Source organism: Sporosarcina sp. FSL K6-1508, from assembly GCF_038007465.1.
GTDB lineage: Bacteria > Bacillota > Bacilli > Bacillales_A > Planococcaceae > Sporosarcina > Sporosarcina psychrophila_B.
On record NZ_JBBOXF010000001.1, the window covers coordinates 2,218,656 to 2,242,968 of the forward strand.

A 24,313-nucleotide genomic window follows, 5' to 3' on the forward strand; every position below is an offset into this window, starting at 1 on the left:
CAGCATAAGCTACTACGACAAGGGGGTTAAGAGAGATGGGGTTGTTTATTAACAAAAATGGGCACCCGGATGTTTTTAAAACTGATGCAGAGTCTTTGGGGAAGAATCAAGAACATTTTAAAATAGATCCAATAGCAGAATGGATGAAAGAACAAAGGGAAGCGAATCACTCAGTCAGTCATCAGTTCAATATCATGGAAATGTTACTAAAGCAGCAAAAAAGCACACAATCCAATCAATTGAAATCAATTCGTAATCGTTTAAACGAAATCAAAGAAAGTGATTTTCGGCATGAGCAATTTGAGAAAGATGTCATGAAGTCATTAGCAAAAGTAGAAACAAAAAATAGAATGCTGCATCGTACATTGACTCATGAGCAAATTCTAAATCGAGAATTCGTAGCGAAAGTAAACGACGTCAGCCAGTCGAATCAGGAAATAGCAGATCGTTTCGAAACGTTGACTTCTTCCTATGAAGAAATTTCAGCTAAAATAAATGAACAATTAGACTATCAAAAGGTATTGTCAAAACAATTATTGGAGCAAGAGGAACTTCAAAAAGATGTATCCAGCAGGTTGGACAAACAAGAAGGATTATTAGAAAAAGTAATTAGACAACTGGATTATCTCCGCTCGGTTCTATACGAGCGAACCAACTTTTTATCAGAAAGGATAGAAGGCAGTTTTAGCATGACATCGTCTTATATATCTAAATTACTGACCGGGTCAGATCAAGTTTCCTTTATGTTGAATCAAAAGCAGGAAGAAAAAGAGAAGAACGTTGATTGATGAAAATAATGCTAAATATACGATTTTCAATAAGCAGATCCCACGTACTAATCATGTACGTGGGATCTGCTTAACTGTTTTTGAGCTGAAGGGTAAAAGTCTTAGACGTAAGTGATGGCTTACACTTAGGCACATATCCACGCAACTTGAATAGAATGTAAAGGATAACATGATAATCGAATTGGAGGAGATAGGGTGACGAATCATAATCGATATAACCAAAATCATCATTGGCATGAACATTATCAAAACCCGCAGTACCGAAGGATCTCAATAGAACAGGCGATGGATATCGCGGTAAGACGTGTACCAGGTCAAGTTGTAAAGGCAGAATTAGATTACGACGATGGAATGTTAGTGTATGAAATTGACATTAGAACGGCAGATGGCTATAAGTATGAAGTGAAAGTTGATGCAACTACAGGTGCGATTCTTAAAGTGAAACTCGATTAAGTCAGAAGTCTATGAGAAAATCCACGGGCGGTAATTTATACCGCCCGTGGATTTTCTCTGTTTTAGTATGGAAGGCATCAGTTTGCAAGGCCTTCGTTTTTCATAATTTCATCGACTTTTGCTAATGCTTCTACTTCATCTTCCCCCTCTGCTGAAATTGTGATAACGGCTCCAGAAGTGATACCTAGGGACATGACACCTAAAATCGATTTTAAATTCACTTTTTTACCTGCATGCTCCAAAGTAACTTCTGCTATAAATGAAGTGACTGCACTGACTAAAGCCGATGCTGGACGTGCATGTAACCCCGCTGAACTTGTAATTTCGTATTGTTTTTCAACCATTATATAATTCCTCCTATATTCAATGTAATTTGGTGCGTAGTGAAAGTTCTTGATTGATTATGATTGATTTTGAATGTTATTTCAAGTAATATGAATTTACAGCTAATTACAAGGCGGTGTTCATATGTTGACAAATGAACGACATGAATTAATTTTAAATTTATTGGCAGAGAAACAGACAGTTAAAATTCAAGAATTGGTTGACGCTACAGCAGCTTCAGAGTCGACAATCAGGAGAGATTTGAACGATCTTGAAGATCTTAACAAATTGGATAGGGTTCATGGAGGTGCTACCATCAATGAACGTATTACAAAAGAACTTAGTATTTTAGATAAGTCGTCCAGAAACCTTCATGAGAAAATTAAACTTGCAAGTTTTGCTGCCTCTTTCGTTCAAGAGGGAGATTGTATTTTTCTAGATGCAGGGACTACAACACTGCAGATGATTCCTTATTTGAAAAACAAAAAGGTGACGGTGGTGACGAATGGATTGACACATGTCGATTCATTAATGGAATCTGAGATCACGACTTATTTGACAGGTGGCTATGTAAAATCCAGTACGCGTGCCCTCATTGGCCCACAAACGATACAAACGTTAAGTGATTATCAGTTCGACAAATGTTTTCTTGGTGTTAACGGTTTCCATGTGGAATATGGATATACGACACCTGATCCGGAAGAAGCGGCTGTAAAGAGACTTGCATCTACACTTGCTCGAAAAACATTTGTTGTGGCCGATCAATCGAAATATAACAAAGTCAGTTTTTCTACTATTATGTCGCTCGATAAGGCAGCGTTGATTGTGAGTGATTTTCAGAAACAAGCTATCGAATTATTGGAACAAAAGACGACAGTAAAGGTGGAGACCACATGATTTATACATGCACAATCACGCCCTCACTTGACTATACTACGTATTTACCCGAATTTAGGAGCGGGAAACTGAACCGTTCTGAAGAAGTGCATTATTATCCCGGAGGCAAAGGAATTAATGTTTCGCGTGTGTTACGTCGATTGGAAGTGGATAACATCGCTTTAGGTTTTGCCGGCGGTTTCACTGGTGATTACATTCAACATTATCTACATCAAGAAGGAATTTATACGGATTTCATTCAGACAGAAGAAATTACACGCATCAATGTAAAAATTAAAGCAGGTGAAGAAACAGAACTGAATGGGCCAGGTCCTGACATAAGCCTAGAACAGCAACAACAATTAGTTTCAAAAGTGCGGGGAATGAAACGAGACGACTGGTTCGTTCTTGCAGGACGTTTTCCTGAATCGATTCCGCCAAGCTTTTTCCGCCAACTTGCAATGATTTGCAATGACAACGGCATTCGTTTTGTCCTTGATACATCGGGTCCTGCGCTAAAAGAGTTGATTGACATGAAACCATTTCTTATAAAACCGAATGAGCAGGAACTCGGTGAATTATTCAATACGAAAATAACGGATAAGCAGCAAGCCCTCCATTTCGCAAGAAAATTAGTTGCAACAGGGGTTGAACATGTAATCGTCTCGATGGGCGGAGAAGGAGCACTGCTTGTAACAAAAGATATGGCCATTTCTGCGGAAGCACCGAAAGGTCAAGTTGTCAATACAGTGGGTGCCGGTGATTCACTTGTATCTGGGTTCCTTGCATCTTTCACAAAAGATGGGGATACAGTTAAGGCATTCCGGACAGGTATTGCAAGTGGAAGTGCAACTGCTTTTCAATCGGATCTATGTGAGAAAAAAGATGTACAAGCATTGATGGACAAAGTGTTGATTAGCTCATTAGATGGGGAGGATGTGAAATGGTGAAAATCACACAATTATTGACTGAAGCTACGATTATTTTAGATGTGGAAGCAACTTCTAAACAGGATGTATTGACGGAACTAATCAATCAGTTCGAGCGTGCTGGCAACTTGAATGACAAAGGGGGATTTACAAAAGATATTTTGGCCCGTGAAGAACAAAGTACAACGGGAATCGGTGATGGTATTGCCATTCCACATGCAAAATCAGCTGCGGTGAAGGTGCCAGGGATCGCGTTCGGACGATCTTTGCCAGGTATCGACTATGCTTCATTGGACGGTCAGCCGGCTCATTTGTTTTTCATGATTGCGGCTAGCGAGGGGGCAAACAACGACCATCTCGAAGCACTTTCGAGACTTGCAACGTTTTTAATGGATGCTAATTTTAGGGAGAAAGTTCTAAAAGCAACTTCAAAATCGGAAATTTTACAAGCGGTAAACGACAAGGAAGCCGAACTGGACGGACCTGAAGAGGTAGATGAGGCATTCCGTGTATCAGCATCGAAAATACTCGCTGTTACTGCTTGTCCGACAGGGATTGCGCATACGTACATGGCAGCGCAAAAACTGAACGAGAAAGCGAAAGAGATGGGCATTTCGCTTAAGGTGGAAACGAATGGCTCGTCTGGCGTGAAAAACCGTTTAACAGACGCCGAGATTGAGGGAGCCGATGCCATTATCGTTGCAGCGGATACGAAAGTTGAAATGGCCCGTTTTAACGGCAAACCGGTTATCCAGACGAAAGTGGGCAAGGCGATTTATGAAACTGAAGAATTATTGACTCGCGCAGTCAGGGCAGATGCGCCGATTTACAAACATGATAAGTCAAAAGATACTGCCGAAACATCAGAAACTAAGAATGGCTTTTATAAGCATTTAATGAACGGCGTTTCCAATATGCTACCGTTTGTAGTTGGCGGGGGAATTTTGATTGCGCTATCATTCTTCTGGGGGATTAACTCAAGCGATCCGAATAGTGCAGACTATAATGCGTTCGCAGCAATGTTGAATACAATCGGCGGTGGAAATGCGTTCTTCCTCATGGTTCCGGTGTTGGCAGGTTTCATCGCGTCGAGTATTGCGGAACGGCCCGGATTTGCACCAGGTATGGTTGGAGGGTTAATAGCGATTACGGTTACAGGCGTGGACGGTGTTAGTGGTGGATCCGGCTTCCTTGGCGGTATCATTGCCGGTTTCCTAGCTGGTTATGTAACAGTTCTCGTCAAAAAAGCATTCGCGGTACTACCTGATGCACTTGAAGGATTGAAGCCGGTGTTGTTCTATCCCGTATTCAGCATAGCAATCACGGGTCTTATCATGATGCTAATCAATCCTCCTTTGACTAAACTATATACGGGTATGTCCGCATTCTTGGAAGGCCTTGGTGGAACAAACCAAGTGCTTGTCGGAATTTTATTAGGCGCAATGATGGCAATTGATATGGGCGGTCCGATAAATAAAGCTGCCTATACGTTTGGTATTGCAATGCTCGATGCACAAAACTTTGAATTTATAGCAACAGTCATGGCAGCTGGAATGGTGCCACCGCTTGGCATGGCAATTGCAACGACTTTGTTCAAAAAACGTTTTACAAAACAAGAGCGCGAAGCAGGGAAAACGGCTTACGTTCTTGGTGCTTGCTTTATAACGGAAGGAGTCATCCCATTTGCGGCTGCAGACCCGGCACGCGTCATTCCAGCATCCGTAGTCGGAGCTGCATTGACCGGTGGGCTTACAATGCTATTTGATATTGGTTTACGTGCACCACATGGCGGTGTCTTCGTTATGGGACTTGTGGAAGGCGGCGTTGGTAAGGTGTTGCTGTATGCATTAGCAATAATCGCTGGCGCAGTGGTTACAGGTTTACTCGCGGGAATATTGAAGAAAAACAAAATGCAAGCGATTTAAAATAAAGAGAGCTGTCCAGAATGTCATTCACACATGGCTGTTGGAAGAGCTCTCTTTTTCAAAAAAATGGTACGAAAGTATTAGACTTTTATTCTGGAACAGTGCCTAGACTCCAGGAGCCTTACGTTTTACTTTAGTAAACCTCAAGTCATCTATATGTATAGGCAGCGCGTAATAGTGGAACACTTCCTGGAAAGCGGAGGTGTGAACTTGGATGACTTTTTTGAAGTGGACTTTTGGGAAATGATTATGAGGACGACAGTTACATTTATTGTCCTGCTCATACTCGCGCGTTTTATGGGTAAGAAACAAATCTCCCAGCTGACATTTTTCCATTATGTAACGGGTATTACAATTGGTTCCATTGCGGCAGATATCGCTGGTGAAACCAGAACCCCATTTTTGGATGGACTCGTAGCGATGATTTGGTGGGCGATTCTGACAATGTTGATGAGCTACATTGCATTTAAATCTAAAAAAGCACGGATTCTTCTTGATGATCAGCCTACTATCGTAGTGTATGAAGGGAAAATAGTTGAACAATCCCTAAAGAAGTTGCGTCTCCATCTTAATGATTTGAGTATGATGCTGCGTGAACAAAGCATTTTTTCAATTAAAGATGTCCATTATGCAATACTAGAAACAAACGGACAGTTAAGTGTCATGAAAAAAGCGGGAGAAGAACCGGCAACGAAAAAGGACGTAAATGCCCCTGCACCACCACCCAAGTATATTCCGACTGAAGTAATAGCAGAGGGTAAGCTAACGAACAAGAATTTAACGGAACTTAACTTGACAGAAGAGTGGTTGTACGAACAATTGAAAAAGCAAGGCATCGGAAAAGTTGAAAGTATATTTTTTGCTGAAGTCCAAACAGATGGGAGTCTTCATATCGATATGAAATCCGAGGAAGCAAAGTAATGAGAAGCGTCGTAAAAAGGGGTCAACCCGGTTTTACGACGTTTCTCTTATGGTATTCAATTTTACTGAACAGCGCACATAATTGCAGAGACACCTGTCTCAATTGCTGCTTTACTTACCGCTTGTGTGACGGCAGTTACAACCCGTTCATCAAAAGGATCGGGCACAATATAGTCATCACGCAATTCGGATTCACTAATCAATGAAGCGATGGCAAAAGTCGCTGCCAATTTCATACTTTCATTTATTTCCGATGCCCTGACATCCAGTGCCCCCCTGAAAATACCAGGAAAAGCAAGGACGTTATTCACTTGATTTGGATAATCAGATCTGCCTGTCGCAATAATGCGAACTCCATAATCCAGTGCTTTTGCTGGCTCGATTTCAGGGTCAGGATTGGCTAAAGCAAAGATAATCGAATCATGATTCATACAGTTAATAAGCTCTTTTGTTAAAATATTGGCGGCAGAAACACCAATAAATACATCCGCACCCGTCATCGCAACTCGTAAAGAACCTTCTAAGCCATATGGATTTGTTATTTCAGCGATATCATCTTTAGTCGGATTCATGCCTTCTGGCCGTCCTTTGTAAATGATGCCTTTTGAATCACAGATGACGATTTGTTCAAAACCGATATTCCGCAGATGTTTGACAATTGCGATCCCGGCAGCTCCAGCCCCATTAACGACTATTTTAACCGAATTCATATTTTTACCGACAACTTTTAACGCATTTAATAATCCGGCACCAACAACAATTGCAGTACCGTGTTGGTCATCATGAAAGACAGGGATATCACATTCTTCACGTAGCCTTTTTTCAATTTCAAAGCAGCGCGGAGCCGAAATATCTTCTAAATTGATGCCGCCGAATGTCGGGCTGATGGCTTTGATGGTCTGTACGATGGTATCTACATCTTTAGTGCCTAAACAGATTGGAAAAGAGTCGATATTGGCGTATCTTTTTAATAGCAGGGCTTTCCCTTCCATTACGGGAAGTGCTGCTTCGGGTCCTATATCACCCAAACCTAGCACGGCTGTTCCGTCGGTAATAACTGCCACTAGATTCCCTTTGATGGTATAATCATATACTGCAGAGGGGTTTTTAGCGATTTCTAAACACGGCTCTGCTACTCCGGGAGAATATGCTAAGCTGAGATCTACACTGTTTTCAAGCGGGACCTTTGACACGGTTTCCATTTTTCCGTTATGAAGTCGATGCATTTCTAATGAAGAACGATAATGACCCGTCATTGAACATACCCCATTCCAATCAGTATTTTTATCTGTTGTTATAAATTATTAGCATGAACAAGGAAAAAATACAAGTCAGAAAATTTGAATCGGTTTGATAGTTTTGAAAGTGGAGCGCTTACATTGCCTTTGTTATAATGTTTATCTGATAGCGAACTTTTTTGTTGAAAACCGGTGTTTTAAAGGCATGAACTGAAAGTAGAAGAGTATCATATGTAAAAGTCTTAATCGTTGGTGTGTTGCAGTTAGCGGGCATGTCCTGTAAGGTGCACGGCCTTGGAGTATGAAATATACGGAACTTTCGAGGAGTGTAAGACTCACTGTTGGGAGTTGGATTTTTATCATTGGGGACCTTTCGGCATAGGGACTGTCATCGTCCCCTTTGCCATCAAGGTCCTGCATAACTCTAGTTTTATAATACCGGCTACCAGTATGCGTACTTTCGAGTTCATGGAAGTACGTTTTTTTATAGTCTAGGGTCCGGCATTTTACGTTTTTCTCAGAGTACTTCCCATTTGCGTTTTTCGGCTATTGCTAGTAATCGTGGTTCTGGTCGAACAGCAACAGGATTCCCCACAAGTTCTAGGACAGACAGATCGGAAAGACTATCCCCGTACGCGAAGCTATTTTGCCAATCGATTTTTTTGCCTTCGAGCACTTCATTGATCTTTTCATTTTTTCGTGACCCCTGTATATGATAAATCGGTGTTCGATTATCAATTTTACCAGCTTTCATAGGGATTTCAGTACCGATGATTGTGTCAAACTGCAATTCCTTTGTGACAGATTGCAAAAGAGAGGTGTATGCACCGGAGACAAGCATGATATGTATATTTTCAGCGGCATGTTGTTTCAAACGTCTAATGACTTCAAGATTAAAGCCTTGTCGTACCTTATCGGTCAATTCTTCGAAATAGGCATCTAATTCCTTTACGGACATTATCCCCAAAGCGTTTAAGTAGATTTGCATTGAACGTTCTTTCATTTTGGCTTCTGGAACCAGCTTTAACTTATGCCCGATAAAAGGCGGAAGGATGGCCCGGTAAAATTGTTTGTAATTAGTATGATAGACGGGATGGTATCTTAAATGGCCCATTAATAATTGAAAAGTTTCATCTGAATAGAGTGTTCCATCAAAATCGAATATCGCGACTCGCATAAAAATCCCCTTTTTCTTGTAATTTGTAATTAATTCCTTCGTTTCATCATACAGCGTTTGTATTGTAGAGGCAATTTGAGGATAATAAGGGGAGAGAGCGAGGAGTTTATTAAAATGAAAAAAAACCATAAGAACTCAGCAAGCAGGGCAGAAGATACTTCTGCTTATGCAGTGAAAGAACCGATAACATTATTGCCTTTTTTATTGGAAATGATGTCTAAAAGTAGCAGGAATTCAGTGAAGTCAATACTGACACGCGGGCAAGTGACAGTTGATGGAAGAATGGTAACACAACATAATCATCCACTCATACCTGGACAACGTGTTGAAATACTTAAAAACAAGGCAGCGATGAAAGAGGACACGCTCGTCGGTGTAACAATTTTGCACGAAGATGATGATATTATCGTTATTAATAAAGAAGCAGGTCTGTTATCGGTCGCTTCGAAAAACCCTGAAGACATGACTGCCTATAGACAGCTAATGGATTATGTGAAAGAAACCAATCAACGGAACCGGGTTTATATTGTTCACCGTCTGGACAGGGATACTTCGGGTGTAATGTTATTCGCCAAAAATGAGGAAGTGAAAAACGCATTGCAGGCTGCTTGGAGCGATGTGGTAAAAGAACGTGTATATACTGCACTTGTTCAAGGTGTCGTTAGAAAAAAAGAAGGTACGATTTCATCATGGCTAAAAGAAAGTAAAACATTTAAGGTGTACTCAAATCCCACTGACAATGGGGGGCAACACGCTGTAACCCACTACAAAACGATACAGTCGAATAGTAACTTCACTTTACTCGAAGTTCAACTTGAAACAGGACGTAAAAATCAGATTCGGGTTCATATGGAAGACCTTGGTCACCCAATTGTTGGTGATAAGAAATACGGTTCTACTGTTAATCCCATCAAACGGATCGGCCTGCATGCAACAGCATTGGCACTTTTGCATCCGCGAACTGGGGAACTTGTCCGTTTTAAGGCGGATGTGCCTACTTCACTTATTGCTAAGTCAAAATGATCGGTTGGTGTATTCATGAAAATCACTTCATATGATGATTTAGAGCAGGCGGAGATGGTACTCTCGTTTGGCAAGCAAAAAATGTCCGTATCGATCTTTAAGATAGATGGGTTATTAATTGATACTGGACCAGCAAAAATGAAAGCACAGCTCTTGCCCTTGTTTGACCAGTGGGATATAACGAAAGTAATCTTAACGCACCACCATGAAGATCATACGGGGCTGGCCTATTGGCTTCAAGAAAATAAGAAAGTCCCAATCTATATTCACGAGTCAGGAATCACAGATTGCGAAAAGCGTATGAAGTTACCCTTTTATCGAAAGGTTTTCTGGGGAGAAAGAAAGCCGTTTCAACCTATTGCATTGAAGGATACGATTACTTCAGTTAACCATAACTGGGATATTATTCATACACCTGGTCACGCACACGATCATGTCGCATTGTTTAATAAAGAAAAAGGTTGGATGTTTGGCGGCGATTTGTATATACAACCCACCCCGAAAAGCTTATTTGCATTTGAATCTGTTCCCGAGATCATTACGTCATTAAAAAAAATATTGACGTATGATTTTGAAACATATATTTGTTCTCATGCAGGAGTTAAAATCAATGGCAGGCAAGCGATTGAGAATAAGCTTGGGTATTTGGAAAAGGTACAATTACAAGTTCAATCACTTCACAATCAAGGCATGGGCCCACATGCGATAAGGCAAAAACTATTTCCAAAAAGTCATCCAATGCACTATTTATCTTTTTTTGAAAATTCACCGCGACATTTCGTTAATTCGATTTTGAAATAATCGTATGAATGCCACGGAAATGATAACCAGAAACGATTTAGCTATCGCAAATCAATAAACGTTTATAAAGAATAACTTTTACTGTCATGCGGAGTTGTAAATAGTGAAGTTAATTATAGACCGAAAAATCAGGTGTTGACCACGATTGTAGTCAACACCTGATTTTTTTGCTGTTATTGGATATTGTTGGACGGCATACCAGGCTGTCCTTGTGAAGAAGCGAACGAATTCAATAATTGTTGCATATCTTGTTCAGCAAGTTGCGGTACTTGATAATAATGATGCTTGTTTTGATAAATCGACAGTTCATAAGCCATTTCTATACAATTCGGCACAGAATCAGCAAGTACACGGCGGACAACCGGATTGCATGTTTCTGTTGCAGCCATTGTCTTCATCGATGCGCCGGCTTTGGCAGAACCTAGCAAAAATCCTGAAATGATTTCATCGGAAATATCCGCTGTAGACTGCATCGGTTTTTTAGGTTGTGAAGGCTTCATGCCATACACAAAGTCGTTACCTTGTTTCATCTCATACCTTCCAGTAGGGTGCGAAGGATCCTGCCCGGATTTAAAGCATTCGACTGTAATATTATATTCGTCTAAAGAGAAACGGTATTGACGATCCAGAATATCAAGTAACTCGGGATCCTTCACGTGTGGACGCAGCAACATTGCTTGGTTGAGGCATGCAACAGTTCCAGATAATGCCTCATGAACGTCGAATAGTTCATGCCCACCGTGATTCATTTGTTGGGGAACAGTGCCTGTTTGCATGTTTTGGTGAGTTTGTTGATGCGATTGGTCGAATGGGTTTTGTGTCACTTCTAAAATTCCTCCTTGTTTTCATTAATTTTCATCAATGTCAGTATGGTTATTAGTGAGAAAGTTATGCGTGAAAGTTGTGAAACAAAAAGAATCTATGCATAATATCCTTCTGACAAAAATAGTCTTAGGTAGAGGACATTTTTGTCAACGAAAGGCAGATGATAAGTATGCAGATTCATGTGGTTCAAAAAGGACAAAGTTTGTATGGAATATCTCAAGCGTATGGCATTAATTATCAGGAAATTGCGCAAGCGAACGAATTACCGGATCCTTCACGTATCGTTGTAGGCCAAGCATTAGTCATACCGATTACTGGAAGTTATCATTGGGTTCAGCCGGGTCAGTCGCTTTATGTGATTGCTGGAATGTACGGCTTGACAGTCAATGAGCTCGCAACAATCAATCGGCTGTCCATATCGCAAAACCTGCGTATTGGTCAACGCCTTTATATTCCGCAAAAACCGAAAACGACAGCTGAAGCATTATTGTATGTCGAACCTCGAAATCCAGTCACACAAACGATGATTGACGAAGTTAGACAAAGAGTAGATTCGTTGACTTATCTTGCTATGTTCAGCTATGAGGCACAAAGGGATGGATCATTAAAGGCACCCCCGCTCGATGATATCCCGGCAATAGCGAGTGCTGCGGGTGCAGCGAATGCACTTGTTGTAAGTAACTTGGAGAATTTTGCATTTAATGCGGATCTTGCACATGTATTATTTACGGATGCAGCGGCTCAAAATCGCTTATTCGGTAATCTTATTCAAGTGGCTAACGAAGTCGGTTATAAAGACATTCATTTTGACTTTGAATTATTATATCCAGAGGATCGCGAACTGTATAACAGTTTTCTGCGACAGGCAAGAGATCGTTTTCATCAGGCAGGATTCACAATTTCTACCGCACTTGCGCCAATGACCAGTGACGTCAGAACAGGAATTTACGGGGCTCATGATTATCATGCACATGGAGAAATTGTAGATTTTGTTTCTCTGATGACCTATGAATGGGGCTATACGTACAGCGATCCGCAAGCTGTCAGCCCAATTGGTCCTGTTCGGAACGTCATTGAATATGCAGTTAGTCAAATTCCAAACGGAAAAATATTCTTAGGGCAAAATTTATATGGTTACGACTGGACTTCACCTTATCCGAGCCAAGGCGGTTCTCCCGCCAAAGCGCTAAGTCCGCAACAGGCGCTTGCGATAGCGATTGCGCAAGAGGTCGATATCCAATACGACTATGTAGCGCAGGCACCTCATTTCACGTATACCGAAGGAGGCGTACACCATGAAGTATGGTTTGAGGATGCTCGTAGCATTCAAGCAAAATTTGATTTGATTAAAGAATTCAACTTACGCGGAATTATGTATTGGAAGCTAGGCTTAGCATTCCCTCAAAATTGGCTATTATTAAAAGATAACTTTAACATACGTAAAGTTGACTAAAAAAATGAACCGCGATTGCCAAGGCAACCGCGGTTCATTTTTCATTTACCTAGTCTTTATTGATATAATTGATGACATTTGTCAGCAACTCTACGTCTGGATTGAAAATTAAAACAGGCAAGAAAGCGAAAGTCATTAGTAACATCACATTCGCGCCTATAAATGCACGCAGTATCTTTTTAATTCCCATAAACCTTCTCCCTCTTTCTCCTAGTTATAATTTTCCAATAACACCTGACAGCCACATTGTTAAATATATGCTTCATCAACTGTTAAATGAATAACTAAATAATACTCTCCCTTTAGAACAAAGTAAATAATTTAATTTCTCATTCATATTTAAGACACAATGATGTATAATTACTGACTCCACTTCAAAATAATGTTGTGTAAATTCATGATTTCAGAGATAATACTAAAAATGAATAAAATTTTAGAACTATCTTTTTATTAGGACAGTGGGGGTTAAGCGGTTCCCACTTTAACTTATACAAGGAAGGGATGAGCGCCGAATGACGAAGTTGAATGAAACTCATACAGACAATAAAAAAAGAGCAAATGATTATGTCCATGAAGTCTATGAATTGATCAAGAAAAGAAATCCAGATGAAAAAGAATTCTTACAAGCAACAAGAGAAATTTTCGATTCACTTCGACCTGTTTTTTCCAAGCATCCCGACTATATTTCAAATGGTATTCTGGAACGTATTACAGAACCGGAGCGTATTATAATTTTCCGGGTTGCATGGGAAGATGATAAAGGAAAAGTTCATGTGAACCGAGGATTCCGTGTTCAGTTTAATAGTGATCTTGGCCCCTATAAAGGGGGCATCCGATTCCATCCGTCCGTAAATAGCAGCATCATGAAGTTTCTGGCATTTGAACAGATATTTAAAAACGCATTAACAGGCCAACCGATTGGTGCAGGCAAAGGCGGATCTGACTTTGATCCAAAAGGAAAGTCAGACCGTGAAATTATGCGCTTCACTCAAAGCTTCATAACTGAGTTAAGTAAATATATTGGTGCGGATATTGATGTTCCCGCTGGCGATATTGGTGTTGGCAGAAGAGAAATCGGTTATATGTTTGGCCAGTATAATCGCATGAAAGGTGGGTACAAGGCAGGCGTATTCACCGGGAAAGATCCAAATCATGGCGGTAGCCTAGGACGGAAAGAAGCAACAGGTTATGGGACCATCTATTTTGTTGAAGAGATGTTAAAAGAAGCAGGCTTAAGTTTTGAAGGAAAAAAGGTTATTGTTTCAGGGTCAGGCAATGTTTCCACTTATGCAATTGAAAAAGCAATGCAGTTAGGTGCAACCGTACTAGCTTGCAGTGATTCAGCCGGTTATATTTATGACGAAAATGGAATTAATCTTGAAACGTTGAAGCGTTTGAAAGAAGTCGAGGGCAAACGGATTTCGGAATATATTAAAGAACATCCGGATGCTAAGTATCATGAAGATTGTTCCGCAATCTGGTCGATTCCATGTGATATTGCTCTGCCATGTGCTACGCAAAATGAGATTGATGAGATAGCAGCGCGTATACTTATCGCAAATGGTGTAAAAGCAATTGGAGAAGGTGCGAATATGCCCTGCACGCTGGAGGCTATGTCTGTATTCCACGAACACAAAGTATTATTTGCACCTGCAAAAGCTGCGAATGCGGGCGGTGTTGCCGTTTCAGCTATGGAGATGTCTCAAAATAGTATGCGTTTATCCTGGACGGTAGAAGAGGTTGACGAGAGACTTCAAGATGTTATGAAAAATATTTATACGAGTTGTTTGGATGCCGCAAAAACATACGGCCATCCTGGTAATCTGGTAATCGGTGCGAATATTGCAGGGTTTTTAAAAGTAGCAGATGCAATGGTAGCCCATGGTCTTAGTTAAGCTTATGCCAGCCCAATAAGAAGAGTACACGAGATATTGCTTGTGTACTCTTTTTTATTTGAACAAAATCGATCAAAACTATTGTGTTAATTTGAAAACATGTTATTATAAAAATACTTAATGGTGCATAAAGATGCAAATAGATGAATGGAAGGGGTTATAAATTATGAGTAAGAAAAAAGTGGTTTTAGCATATTCAGGCGGTTTAGATACATCAGTGGCGGTACAATGGCTAACGGAACAAGGATACGATGTTATTGCTTGTTGCCTTGATGTCGGAGAAGGGAAAGATTTGGACTTTATACAGGCAAAAGCATTACAAGTCGGTGCAGCGAAAAGTTATGTCATCGATGCCAAGGAAGAATTTGCACAGGAATATGCATTGTTATCACTTCAAGCCCAAACTTATTATGAAAACAAATATCCGCTTGTGTCGGCTCTTTCACGTCCGTTGATTTCAAAAAAACTCGTCGAGGTAGCGCATAAAGAAAACGCTACAGCTGTTGCACACGGCTGTACTGGTAAAGGGAACGATCAAGTCCGCTTTGAAGTGGCAATCAAAGCGTTAGATCCCTCATTGGAAGTCATTGCCCCTGTCCGTGAATGGAGCTGGTCACGTGAAGAGGAAATCGCTTATGCTAAAGAGAAGAATATACCGATTCCAATCGATTTGGATAGCCCCTATTCCGTCGATCAAAACTTATGGGGACGTGCAAATGAGTGCGGAATCTTGGAAGATCCTTGGGCGGCACCGCCCGAAGATGCATTTGGTCTTACGGTTTCAATTGAAAATGCACCTGATACTTCTGATGTCATTGAAATTGATTTTGTAAAAGGAGTACCTGTTAGTGTTGATGGGCAGAAATACCCGCTCGGTGAACTGATTCTGAAATTGAATGATATTGGTGGAAAACATGGAGTTGGAAGGATTGACCATGTGGAAAACCGCCTTGTTGGTATCAAATCACGTGAGGTATATGAATGTCCAGGAGCAATTATATTGCTGAAAGCACATAAGGAATTGGAAGATCTAACACTTGTTAAAGAACTGGCTCATTTCAAACCAATCATTTCACAAAAATTGAGTGAGTTAATTTATAATGGTCTTTGGTTCTCACCACTTAGAGATGCTTTGGAAGCATTCATTAAAGACACGCAGCAGTATGTTAATGGAACAGTGCGCGTGAAGTTATTCAAAGGGCATGCAATTGTTGAAGGCAGAAAGTCAGCAAATTCACTTTATGACATGAACTTGGCGACGTATACCTCTGATGATTCGTTCGATCAATCTGCGGCAGTAGGGTTTATCAAGCTTTGGGGCTTGCCGACAGAAGTGCATAGCATGGTTAACAAAAAGCAAACAGTGAAAAAGTAATTGACATATATTGATTAAACACTTTCTTAAATAAAGCACCTGTAAAGGGCATTTAGTGGTTTATAACAAAAGTAAGCAGTCATTTACTGGTCAACTTTAGATAATCAACCTATATATATTGAACAAATGAATACGACTTATACGTTTTACAAGTGCTTTTGGGAGGCTACTAAAAAGTCTTGATACTTGGAGTGAATTGAAATTTCTGCCAATAACGCTTCGGCGCTTTGTGGATGCCTCCCGCGATAAGCCGGAAAGGAGAGCACTTGGGAGGGATTGAATTGCATCCCTCCTTGCTCTTATCGCTCCGGCTACCACGAAGTCGAGCCTTCGCTGGATGGTCTATTTGAGAAAGCGCATATCGTTATCTGGGATGAAATCTGCAACCCGGAGTGCGTCTTTCTTGAGTATAATTCTATATGTTGAAATACTGAATCCGGTGTATAAACTGAGCGAAGGCGCCTTACAGGGGTAGCCGAAGCCATAAGACTAGCGGCGAAGCTGCTCGGCTTATGGCGGGAGGCATCCCCTAGCGCCGCAGCGGTTCAATGGAATTTTTTATAGTATCAACTAGTAATCACCTTATACTCTCGCCATCTACATCTCAAAATCACATTTTTCTTGATAATGAACACCCTAGCCCAGGCTTAAGGCGAAAGGCATCCCCAAAGCGCCAAGCGATCTACAATCCACACCCTGAATTACATCTTTCTCATTACTGCGCCACAGCAGATTCAATGGGATTCTTTTATTCAACATATATAGGTGGAGATAATTGGCTGTCCTTTAAAGAACCTTCTACTTTAGAATAGTAGAAGGTTCTTTATATAGAGTGATACCTTGGTTGGGAGGAAGCACCCTAGTTATATTTTACCAATTATCCATGAAAGGCGATTTTCTCCAAATTGTTTTTGAGTAAAGACATAGCATATGATAGTATGAAAAAATGTGATTATATAAAAGTCTCAACTTTGGAGAAACTTGTATAATTCATGATTTTAATTTAGGGGGAGAAAAGTTTGGAAGAAAAAGTTGGAAAGAAAAAGTCGCCGAAGTTGTTAGTGATTATGATTTTGACCGCACTAGTAGTTGTGGGTGGCAGTGTATCGGCATTTTTCTTAGTGAATAAATCACCGAAAGTACAATATTTTTTAGCAGAAGCTGAATCGTTTAAGCAAATGGGTGAAATCATTGAAGATCGTTATAAGAATGAATTAAATTGGTTGGAAGTTCAGAAGAAAAAACCGGTTGAAACAAATTTTGACTTGTCAGGCGAATGGAATGACCCATCTGTTGACTATGAAATGCAAGAAATACAGAGCATTGTCAACAGTACTAAAATTTCCAGCAAACAAGTCTATGACCCAGTAAAAAAACAAATAGAAGTGGACCTCAGAGGAGAACTAGGGAGTTTGAAAGTGGACTTTGGTTCTTTATTTGTAACAACGGAGAAACTTGTAGCTTCCGTACCTTTTCTCGATGAATTAGTTAGATTCGATGATAAAGACTTCGGGAAGATGATGCGAGAGTTTGAAGATGAAGATTATGATGGAAATGAAAACTTAGGATTATCTCAGTTATTTGAAGATGGCTTTTCAGTTACGGAAGAATCACGTACATATCTCGAAAAAGAGTATCTTGCGTATCTCATGAAAGAGATTCCTGAGGAAGCATTTACAAGTGAAAAAGAAGAAATTACAGTATATGATAAAAAAATGAAGACAAAAAAAGTTAAGATGGATCTTACAGAACAGCAACTGAAAACAGTGCTGAAAAACTTACTGGAGAAAGCGAAAAAAGATGAAAAACTTAAAGCTATATTAAAAGAACAGCTTACACTATCTACATTCGCTGGCGATACTTCCGACGACGAAATTGCGACAATCATGGATGGGTTTGAAGACGGACTTGACGAAGCGATTGAGGGTGTGGATTCTATAAAGCTGCCTAACGGACTGCAGTCTACAATCTGGCATCGTTCAAACAAAATTGTGAAACGCGAATTCACAATGGGCGTTGGAGAAGATAAGGAAAATCTTGATACATTAATGGTTAGTGGAACTCAATTGCTAGAGAAGGCTGAGCAGAAGTGGGACTTCGTGTTTGGTGCAAAAGATTCCTTCGGTGATGAAAATACCGTCAATGTAAAAGGTGATTTGGCGTGGAAAGATCAAAAATCTACTGATACTATTACTTTATCGATGGATGATGTGAAATTCATCTACAAAGGAAAAGAAGAATTAAAAGGTAAAAAACGGACATTCACACGTTCATTTGGTTTTTCGGATGGAGATATGGACCCGGCTATTATTTGGAAAGGGAATGCCACACACGAAAGCGATTCAATGAAAGCAAATCATGAATTTTCTTTCAGCGAAAAAACAATGGGCGATAATATGTTCAACCTAGTTCTGAAGCAGCAAGGAAAAATTGTGAAAAAAGTAGATATGCCAGCAGAAACTGAAGACACAATAAATCTTGGGAAAATGAGTAAGGAAGAATTTGAAGTCTTCGCGGAAGAAACCTTGGTGAAAGTCCAAGAATGGGCGTTCGGGTTTATGGAAGATTTACAAGGTGAAATAGGCGAGTTTTAATTTCATTCAGCATGGCTCAAACCTAGACTGAATAGGGAGAACTCACTAAGATTGACGCGTCCTGCGTAATTGATAGAATGGAAGTGACTAATTTGCTGTCCATTAGAAGAATATTATTTTTCATGCGTCAATATAATAAACAGTTGAAGAAGAAGTGGGGAACACTTCTTCTTCTTTTTCTGTTTCCAATTTTTTTGATTGGTTTACTTCTGGGTCTGGTGGCTGGTTTGCTGTTGCCCGAAGAAAATTCGCCAATTCGAATAGCTTTAGTTGATGAAGACAGAACGAAGGAAACGATGCTGTTTAGTGGTCTGCTGGAAGAAACAGCTTCAGGTAATCAATTCATCCAAATCGTATCGATAACGAAGGACATTGCTGAACAGCTGATGGAGCAAAATGAAATCAGTTCCTATTTCGAATTTCCAAGCGGCTTTACGGAAGATTTGTATGAAGGGGAGTCTGTGACAATCCCGATTTACGGAAATCCATTGCGTCCGACAGACAGTTTTCTCGTCAAAGAGTTAGTAGAGAGTATGATGCGCTATATCGCTGCGGCCCAGTCGAATATTTTGACCATCAATGAGTATGCAAAAAAGACAGATATGCCGAAAAAAGAACGTCAGGATATGATGTTTCAACAGTTTATGGACTTCAGTTTATATACCCTTGGAAAAGATAAGCTACTTGATGAAGAAGTGATTACAAATGTAGCGACTTCATCACCAACCCACTATTACATATTAGCAGGCTGGTTTATAACCATGTCTGTCTGGCTGTTCGCTATCTATACTGTTTTAGGGAAAGAGGAGCATTCCTCAATGCTAATTCGGATGAAATTATTCGGTGTAACAATGTGGCAACGTATCATAGCACGAATTCTTATCTGTTTGGGATTTAGCCTTGTTGTTGCGGCGGTAGTATTTTTCATCGCAAATAAGTTTATTGGGTTTGAACTGCTTTCTATGGATTATTTACGATTGAGCATATTCACTATTTTTTATGCATTGCTGTTTTTAGTCGGCATAGCGCTAATCGATGTATGGATTGTATCCCGGAAAGTTGTTCTTCTATTGCAAAGTCTATATACATTTATGATGATTTTTGCAAGTGGTGCAGTTATCCCGACACTTTATTTTCCACAAGCTTTCCAAGGTGTCTTACCATATTTCTTTTCAAACATAAGCTTGAATTGGATGATTGATATCGTGCTAGAAGAGCGAAACTATGCGGACTTTACAACATTGGCAGTCTTCGCAGCTATGGGTCTACTTCTTCTATGGTTGTCAACAGTCGGAAAAGAGAGGCGAATCCGATGAAGAATAGTATGGCCACACGATGGATGCGTTTGAAAAAAGAATGGAAAAGCCTTATATGTTGGTTACTTCTACCGGTTAGTATGACAGTACTAATCATGCAAAGTGTTGAAACGTGGCAAGAGGAAATGAAAGTGCCGATAGCGCTTGTAGTTGAAGAACAAACTGACATGGCAGTACATCTAGTGGAGGAAATAGCGAGTACTGAGCTTCTCCATATTCAGTTCCTTTCCTTGAATGAAGCACTTCATAAACTGGAACAGCATGAGTTGGATAGTGTGTTCGTTATTCGTGAAGGGTATGAGGATAATATACTTACAAACCGTCGAAACCAGCTTATCGAGGCATATTCCTCTAATCGATCATTTGCATACCAATCAGTAGTTGAAACGATTACGTCTTATGCTCAGCAAGATGCGGCCCGCTCAAAAGCAGCTTTTGTCATCAAACAATTATTCTCAGATTACGGCATGATAGCTAAATGGAACTACGAAGAAATTATTGACAGTAGCCGAGAGAAACAAAAAAGCGAAGCGCTACTCCAATCGAGTTTTTCTTATTATGATATGGAGCATACAGCGTTAGAACAAACGCCGCCACTGGTGAACGTATGGGGTGTTTGGGCATTCTTCGCAATCATAACGACATTTTTCCTGTTCGACTGGATGTTAAAAGAGAACCGGCCATCGATGCGCCAGCGTTGGTTATTTACAGAAATAACGTTTGAAAAATATGCACTTGTATCGCTATCCTTTTTTACAGTGAGTATTTTCCTCATGGATCTCGTCACAGCGTTCCTCTTCTCTTCATTATTCCAGGAGGCACTGACAATCCGAGTTCTGGTTTCACTTTTTGCTTTCCGGCTGACGATAAATTTGCTTGCGTTTTTGCTTGCAAGCGTTTATAAGCAATTATTCATGTACTATATTAGTAGCCTGGGTATTGCTCTGCTTCTGGTTGTAGTAGGCGGATCGATCATACCGTTGGATGGGTTAACAGGAAAGTGGCCGTGGATTGAACAACTCAGTCCGGTCCAGTCATTATTGAATGGGACAATACCGTACATATGGATTTTCATGACGGTCGCTCTGCTTGCTGCCTGGATCTATAAAGGAGGGAAGGTAAATGCTTAACGTAACGGGACTGCAGAAAACCTACAAGGAAAAGCTTGTCTTGGAAGATGTATCTTTTCAAATGAAGCCTGGAGAAATTGTTGGTCTTGTTGGGGAAAATGGAGCCGGTAAATCAACATTGCTTCAACTATTGGCAACAGTAATGCAGCCGACACAAGGCGACATTCAATTAAATGATCTATCCTACGTAAATGATGTGAAAAAAATTAGACGGATAATCGGTTATGTTCCACAAGACATATCTGTTTGGGAAGAGTTCACGATTGAAGAGAACATGCTATTTTTTGAAAAGCTGTCATGGAAAAAACGGACAAAAGAGGAATGTCGGCAACTTTGTTTAGAAATGCAGTTGACTCATTGGAAAGAAAGTGTTCAGTCATTATCTGGCGGCATGAAAAGGAAATTGAACATGGCCATCAGCCTGCTCCATGATCCAGTCTTACTGTTGCTAGACGAACCTACAGTCGGCATTGATCTTAAATCCAAAATGGAAATTGGAACGTATTTGCATAAATTGGCGAAACAGCAAGGGAAAATGATTATGTATACATCCCATGATATGGACGAAATTACAACTATTTGCGATAGAGTTTATTCGATCGGAAAGGATTCGTTTTACATAGACTTGTTGACGAAGAATGAAATTTCCGTAGAACAGTTGAAATGAGTGAGTGTATTGAAAAAGTCAAAGAAAGTAGCAGTCTTTTTTATAATCGCAATCGCTGTTTCTGGCATCTTTTTATGGTGGTTAACAGGGAAATGGATGGATGAAGGATTGGAACCTTCAGCAGATGGCACGAATGACTATGCAATTGTGCTTGGCGCTAAAGTAAAAAGAGAAGCCCCTTCACTGTCTTTGCAATATCGCTTGGATGCTGCGCTACGGTACGCCAATGAACATCCACACGTGAAAATGATCTTATCCGGCGGGCAAGGTCCCGATGAGCATATCAGTGAAGCGGAAGCGATGAGGCAGTTTTTAACGGAGAATGGTGTTGCCTCGGAGCGTCTAATTTTAGAGACAGCGTCTACCTCCACGTATGAAAACATTTTATTCTCGAAAAAATTAATGCCAACTGAAATTCGATCTGTCACAATTATTACTAGTGATTATCATCTGGCAAGAGCGCGGAAAATTGCGGCCAGCCTTAATCTCGAATCAGATGCAGTAGCGGCTGTAACCCCCAAAATAGTAGCTGTAAAATTGACTATGCGGGAGCGCATTGCCCTTGTGAAAACATATATTTTAGGAAAGTAAACAAGCAACCGCTGTCATATTGGCGGTTGCTTATTTATTTTGAAAGCCGGAAAAGAATAACTTTTTCATTTTCGTAAGCAAGTGTTTCCAATACTAATCGACTATATATGTTGAACAAATGAATGGCTATAAAAACTAAGCGAAGGCGCCTTTTAAGGGGTAGCCGAAGCCCTAAGACTAGTAGCGCAGCGGTTTAATGAAGTTATATAAGAAGTAATTGTGGAGGAGAACTAGTATTCCGTGGCGAATTAGTATAGATAGTTCAGGTTTGATAGTTTCCAAGTCGAAAGTGGATGACAAGAAGCGTTACCAAATGAAAGAGGTCCAAAAAACATTAACTAGGGGGCATAATATGGCGAAAAAGAAGATGAAATTACGATTGCTTTTTGCAGTAGCACTGATGATTCAAATGCTTGTAGTGCCGTACCATTTTTCCGCGGCAGAAATAGATACGAGTGCACCTTCCTGGACAGTACCAATCGACTATCTTGCTCTAGGCGATTCGTTGGCAGCGGGCGTCACTCCAAATAATGAATTAGGAAAAGGCTATGCAGATTTTTTAGCCGAGTCAATTCAAGAGATAGGAACTTTGAAGTCGTATAACAAAGGCTTTTCTTTCCCGGGGTATAAGTCGACAGACGTTTTAAACGATATCCAACAGAATGTAACGAAGGATGTCTATGGGTTTGGCTATATAGCAAAGACCGCCGAACTTCAAAAATCTATCAAAGACGCAGAGATTATAACAATTAGCGCTGGAGCCAATGATGTATTACCGCTTATCAAAAAAGATCCGACTACAGGTAAAACGACTGTTGATCAGAAGGCGCTAGTGACAGGTCTCCAGCAAGTAGGGAGTAATTATAAAGCAATTATGACCGAAATTAACCAAATCAACCCGGATGCGCAAGTATATGTAATGGGTTATTACAATCCGTTTCCTTATATGTCTGAAGACTTGCAGCCGCTCCTGAAGCAGTTGCTAAGTGTGTTGAATAAAACAATTACAACAGGGCTGGAAGGTACGCAAGCAATCTTCGTACCAACTGGCGATGTAATTGCGTCAGACTACAAGGTCTACCTTCCGAATCCGGAAAATATCCATTTGAGTGAAGCAGGCTATAAAAAAGTGACGGAGCTATTTTGGCCGAATATGCTAGCAGCTAATCCATGGGACACGGCTGGCAGCCTCGTCGCCAATCCGGCGGGTCCAAATTCGGTTAACTTAAACTGGCAACCAGCAAGTGATAATGTAGCCGTAACGAGTTATGAACTTTACAATGGGGAAGAAAAACTGGCAACGGTAAATGGAGACGTTTCTACTTATAAAGTCGAAAATCTTGTTGATAATACAACAAATATCTTATCAGTAATCGCGGTAGATCAAGCGGGAAACAAGAGTATTCATAACCCGACAATCAGTGTAACGGTTGCAGGTTCAACTACACCAACACTATATACGGATATTGCCGGTCACGGGTTGGAGAGCTATATCGCTCAAGCAACAGCGGTGGGAATCGTTGGTGGCTACGCGGATGGCACTTTTAAGCCAAATCAAAACTTATCACGCGTGCAGGCTGTAACAATGGTTGTTCGTGCACTGAATTTGAAAACGGATGAAGTGGCTCCATTTGGGGATATCACTAACTATGCGGTTCAAACGAAAGCTGAAATCAATGCAGCGTATAAATATGGTATTGTCAAAGGGGACTATGGCAGCTTCAAACCTACCGAAGCAGTAACGCGCGCGCAGCTTGCTTTGATGATTGAACGGTCATATAAGCACGTAATGGGGGCTCCATACACTTCGGCTCAAAAAGCTCCTTATTCTGATTTAGGAAACTACGGTGCAGAAACGGTCAATGCCATTTCAATGCTCCACGAATTGAACATTGCAAACGGGTTCGAAGGTAAATTCATGCCGAGCAATTCTACAACACGTGCACAAGCTGCAAAAATGTTTGTTAATTTCATTTCTAACAGTAAACAAGCTAAATAATCCAGATAATAAA

The 24,313-nt window shown here is 40.5% G+C and carries 22 protein-coding genes; 17 read left to right on the forward strand and 5 right to left on the reverse strand.

The features are described 5' to 3' along the window. Positions 1 to 35: 35 nt before the first annotated feature. Complete coding sequence (locus tag MKZ11_RS11140) at positions 36 to 788, forward strand: hypothetical protein (RefSeq protein ID WP_340794507.1); 753 nt, start codon at positions 36 to 38, stop codon at positions 786 to 788. Positions 789 to 983: 195 nt separating this feature from the next. Continuing rightward, a complete protein-coding gene (locus MKZ11_RS11145) occupies positions 984 to 1,241 on the forward strand; it encodes a PepSY domain-containing protein (RefSeq protein ID WP_340794508.1) in 258 nt (85 codons plus the stop codon). Positions 1,242 to 1,318: 77 nt separating this feature from the next. Here the strand turns inward: MKZ11_RS11145 and MKZ11_RS11150 are convergent, their stop codons facing one another. After that, entirely contained in the window at positions 1,319 to 1,585 is a 267-nt protein-coding gene (locus MKZ11_RS11150) for a phosphocarrier protein HPr (RefSeq protein ID WP_340794509.1), read from the reverse strand. 124 nt (positions 1,586 to 1,709) lie between these two features. Between MKZ11_RS11150 and MKZ11_RS11155 the strand changes: the two genes are divergently transcribed. The 4 genes from MKZ11_RS11155 to MKZ11_RS11170 all read left to right on the forward strand — a co-directional run bounded on the left by MKZ11_RS11155 (position 1,710) and on the right by MKZ11_RS11170 (position 6,216). Beyond that, positions 1,710 to 2,462, forward strand: coding sequence for a DeoR/GlpR family DNA-binding transcription regulator (locus MKZ11_RS11155; protein WP_340794510.1), 753 nt, complete (start codon positions 1,710 to 1,712; stop codon positions 2,460 to 2,462). After that, positions 2,459 to 3,391: a 1-phosphofructokinase gene (pfkB, locus tag MKZ11_RS11160; protein WP_340794511.1), complete on the forward strand. Its 933-nt coding sequence runs from the start codon at positions 2,459 to 2,461 to the stop codon at positions 3,389 to 3,391. The genes MKZ11_RS11155 and pfkB overlap by 4 nt, the downstream gene beginning before the upstream one ends. Beyond that, a complete protein-coding gene (locus MKZ11_RS11165; protein WP_340796975.1) occupies positions 3,388 to 5,295 on the forward strand; it encodes a PTS fructose transporter subunit IIABC in 1,908 nt (635 codons plus the stop codon). The genes pfkB and MKZ11_RS11165 overlap by 4 nt, the downstream gene beginning before the upstream one ends. Before the next feature lie 210 nt (positions 5,296 to 5,505). Beyond that, a complete protein-coding gene (locus MKZ11_RS11170; RefSeq protein ID WP_445326991.1) occupies positions 5,506 to 6,216 on the forward strand; it encodes a YetF domain-containing protein in 711 nt (236 codons plus the stop codon). Positions 6,217 to 6,278: 62 nt separating this feature from the next. Here the strand turns inward: MKZ11_RS11170 and MKZ11_RS11175 are convergent, their stop codons facing one another. After that, entirely contained in the window at positions 6,279 to 7,472 is a 1,194-nt protein-coding gene (locus MKZ11_RS11175; protein ID WP_340794512.1) for an NAD(P)-dependent malic enzyme, read from the reverse strand. A gap of 499 nt (positions 7,473 to 7,971) precedes the next feature. After that, positions 7,972 to 8,760: an HAD family hydrolase gene (locus MKZ11_RS11180; RefSeq protein ID WP_340794513.1), complete on the reverse strand. Its 789-nt coding sequence runs from the start codon at positions 8,758 to 8,760 to the stop codon at positions 7,972 to 7,974. Here MKZ11_RS11180 and MKZ11_RS11185 point away from each other — a divergent pair. Further along, a complete protein-coding gene (locus MKZ11_RS11185; protein WP_340794514.1) occupies positions 8,746 to 9,654 on the forward strand; it encodes an RluA family pseudouridine synthase in 909 nt (302 codons plus the stop codon). The genes MKZ11_RS11180 and MKZ11_RS11185 overlap by 15 nt on opposite strands. A gap of 15 nt (positions 9,655 to 9,669) precedes the next feature. Beyond that, the gene (locus tag MKZ11_RS11190; protein WP_340794515.1) at positions 9,670 to 10,455 is read left to right on the forward strand and encodes an MBL fold metallo-hydrolase; all 786 of its coding nucleotides are present in this window, start codon (positions 9,670 to 9,672) and stop codon (positions 10,453 to 10,455) included. Between the two features lie 173 nt (positions 10,456 to 10,628). Here the strand turns inward: MKZ11_RS11190 and MKZ11_RS11195 are convergent, their stop codons facing one another. Then, complete coding sequence (locus MKZ11_RS11195; RefSeq protein ID WP_340796977.1) at positions 10,629 to 11,231, reverse strand: spore coat protein; 603 nt, start codon at positions 11,229 to 11,231, stop codon at positions 10,629 to 10,631. 218 nt (positions 11,232 to 11,449) lie between these two features. Here MKZ11_RS11195 and MKZ11_RS11200 point away from each other — a divergent pair, with 218 nt between their 5' ends. Next, positions 11,450 to 12,733, forward strand: a complete 1,284-nt coding sequence (locus MKZ11_RS11200; protein WP_340794516.1) for a LysM peptidoglycan-binding domain-containing protein — start codon at positions 11,450 to 11,452, stop codon at positions 12,731 to 12,733. Between the two features lie 49 nt (positions 12,734 to 12,782). Here MKZ11_RS11200 and MKZ11_RS11205 read toward each other — a convergent pair whose 3' ends face one another. Beyond that, a complete protein-coding gene (locus tag MKZ11_RS11205; protein WP_340794517.1) occupies positions 12,783 to 12,923 on the reverse strand; it encodes a hypothetical protein in 141 nt (46 codons plus the stop codon). 322 nt (positions 12,924 to 13,245) lie between these two features. Between MKZ11_RS11205 and gdhA the strand changes: the two genes are divergently transcribed. From gdhA to MKZ11_RS11245, 8 genes are all read left to right on the forward strand, one after another. Next, complete coding sequence (gdhA, locus tag MKZ11_RS11210) at positions 13,246 to 14,628, forward strand: NADP-specific glutamate dehydrogenase (protein ID WP_340794518.1); 1,383 nt, start codon at positions 13,246 to 13,248, stop codon at positions 14,626 to 14,628. Positions 14,629 to 14,791: 163 nt separating this feature from the next. Beyond that, positions 14,792 to 16,003, forward strand: coding sequence for an argininosuccinate synthase (locus MKZ11_RS11215; RefSeq protein WP_340796978.1), 1,212 nt, complete (start codon positions 14,792 to 14,794; stop codon positions 16,001 to 16,003). A 1,019-nt stretch (positions 16,004 to 17,022) separates the two neighbouring features. Beyond that, complete coding sequence (locus MKZ11_RS11220) at positions 17,023 to 18,597, forward strand: DUF6583 family protein (protein ID WP_340794519.1); 1,575 nt, start codon at positions 17,023 to 17,025, stop codon at positions 18,595 to 18,597. A 122-nt stretch (positions 18,598 to 18,719) separates the two neighbouring features. Further along, positions 18,720 to 19,913 (forward strand): ABC transporter permease, encoded by a 1,194-nt coding sequence (locus MKZ11_RS11225; RefSeq protein WP_340794520.1) that lies wholly within the window; start codon positions 18,720 to 18,722, stop codon positions 19,911 to 19,913. Continuing rightward, positions 19,910 to 21,043: an ABC transporter permease gene (locus MKZ11_RS11230; protein ID WP_340794521.1), complete on the forward strand. Its 1,134-nt coding sequence runs from the start codon at positions 19,910 to 19,912 to the stop codon at positions 21,041 to 21,043. The genes MKZ11_RS11225 and MKZ11_RS11230 overlap by 4 nt, the downstream gene beginning before the upstream one ends. Continuing rightward, positions 21,036 to 21,710, forward strand: a complete 675-nt coding sequence (locus MKZ11_RS11235) for an ABC transporter ATP-binding protein (protein ID WP_340794522.1) — start codon at positions 21,036 to 21,038, stop codon at positions 21,708 to 21,710. The genes MKZ11_RS11230 and MKZ11_RS11235 overlap by 8 nt, the downstream gene beginning before the upstream one ends. 9 nt (positions 21,711 to 21,719) lie before the next feature. Next, a complete protein-coding gene (locus MKZ11_RS11240) occupies positions 21,720 to 22,301 on the forward strand; it encodes a YdcF family protein (protein ID WP_340794523.1) in 582 nt (193 codons plus the stop codon). Positions 22,302 to 22,653: 352 nt separating this feature from the next. Continuing rightward, the gene (locus tag MKZ11_RS11245; protein WP_340794524.1) at positions 22,654 to 24,300 is read left to right on the forward strand and encodes an S-layer homology domain-containing protein; all 1,647 of its coding nucleotides are present in this window, start codon (positions 22,654 to 22,656) and stop codon (positions 24,298 to 24,300) included. The last annotated feature ends 13 nt before the right edge of the window (positions 24,301 to 24,313 follow it).

What these genes read in the sequence shown, in the direction of transcription:
- MKZ11_RS11225 (WP_340794520.1), top strand. Translation starts at nt 18,720, where the DNA reads ATGCGTCAATATAATAAACAGTTGAAGAAGAAGTGGGGAACACTTCTT.
- MKZ11_RS11140 (WP_340794507.1), top strand. Translation starts at nt 36, where the DNA reads ATGGGGTTGTTTATTAACAAAAATGGGCACCCGGATGTTTTTAAAACT.
- MKZ11_RS11185 (WP_340794514.1), top strand. Translation starts at nt 8,746, where the DNA reads ATGAAAAAAAACCATAAGAACTCAGCAAGCAGGGCAGAAGATACTTCT.
- MKZ11_RS11195 (WP_340796977.1), bottom strand. Translation starts at nt 11,231, where the DNA reads ATGCAAACAGGCACTGTTCCCCAACAAATGAATCACGGTGGGCATGAA.
- MKZ11_RS11230 (WP_340794521.1), top strand. Translation starts at nt 19,910, where the DNA reads ATGAAGAATAGTATGGCCACACGATGGATGCGTTTGAAAAAAGAATGG.
- pfkB (WP_340794511.1), top strand. Translation starts at nt 2,459, where the DNA reads ATGATTTATACATGCACAATCACGCCCTCACTTGACTATACTACGTAT.
- MKZ11_RS11205 (WP_340794517.1), bottom strand. Translation starts at nt 12,923, where the DNA reads ATGGGAATTAAAAAGATACTGCGTGCATTTATAGGCGCGAATGTGATG.
- MKZ11_RS11175 (WP_340794512.1), bottom strand. Translation starts at nt 7,472, where the DNA reads ATGACGGGTCATTATCGTTCTTCATTAGAAATGCATCGACTTCATAAC.
- gdhA (WP_340794518.1), top strand. Translation starts at nt 13,246, where the DNA reads ATGACGAAGTTGAATGAAACTCATACAGACAATAAAAAAAGAGCAAAT.
- MKZ11_RS11245 (WP_340794524.1), top strand. Translation starts at nt 22,654, where the DNA reads ATGGCGAAAAAGAAGATGAAATTACGATTGCTTTTTGCAGTAGCACTG.
- MKZ11_RS11235 (WP_340794522.1), top strand. Translation starts at nt 21,036, where the DNA reads ATGCTTAACGTAACGGGACTGCAGAAAACCTACAAGGAAAAGCTTGTC.
- MKZ11_RS11180 (WP_340794513.1), bottom strand. Translation starts at nt 8,760, where the DNA reads ATGGTTTTTTTTCATTTTAATAAACTCCTCGCTCTCTCCCCTTATTAT.
- MKZ11_RS11200 (WP_340794516.1), top strand. Translation starts at nt 11,450, where the DNA reads ATGCAGATTCATGTGGTTCAAAAAGGACAAAGTTTGTATGGAATATCT.
- MKZ11_RS11190 (WP_340794515.1), top strand. Translation starts at nt 9,670, where the DNA reads ATGAAAATCACTTCATATGATGATTTAGAGCAGGCGGAGATGGTACTC.
- MKZ11_RS11155 (WP_340794510.1), top strand. Translation starts at nt 1,710, where the DNA reads ATGTTGACAAATGAACGACATGAATTAATTTTAAATTTATTGGCAGAG.
- MKZ11_RS11150 (WP_340794509.1), bottom strand. Translation starts at nt 1,585, where the DNA reads ATGGTTGAAAAACAATACGAAATTACAAGTTCAGCGGGGTTACATGCA.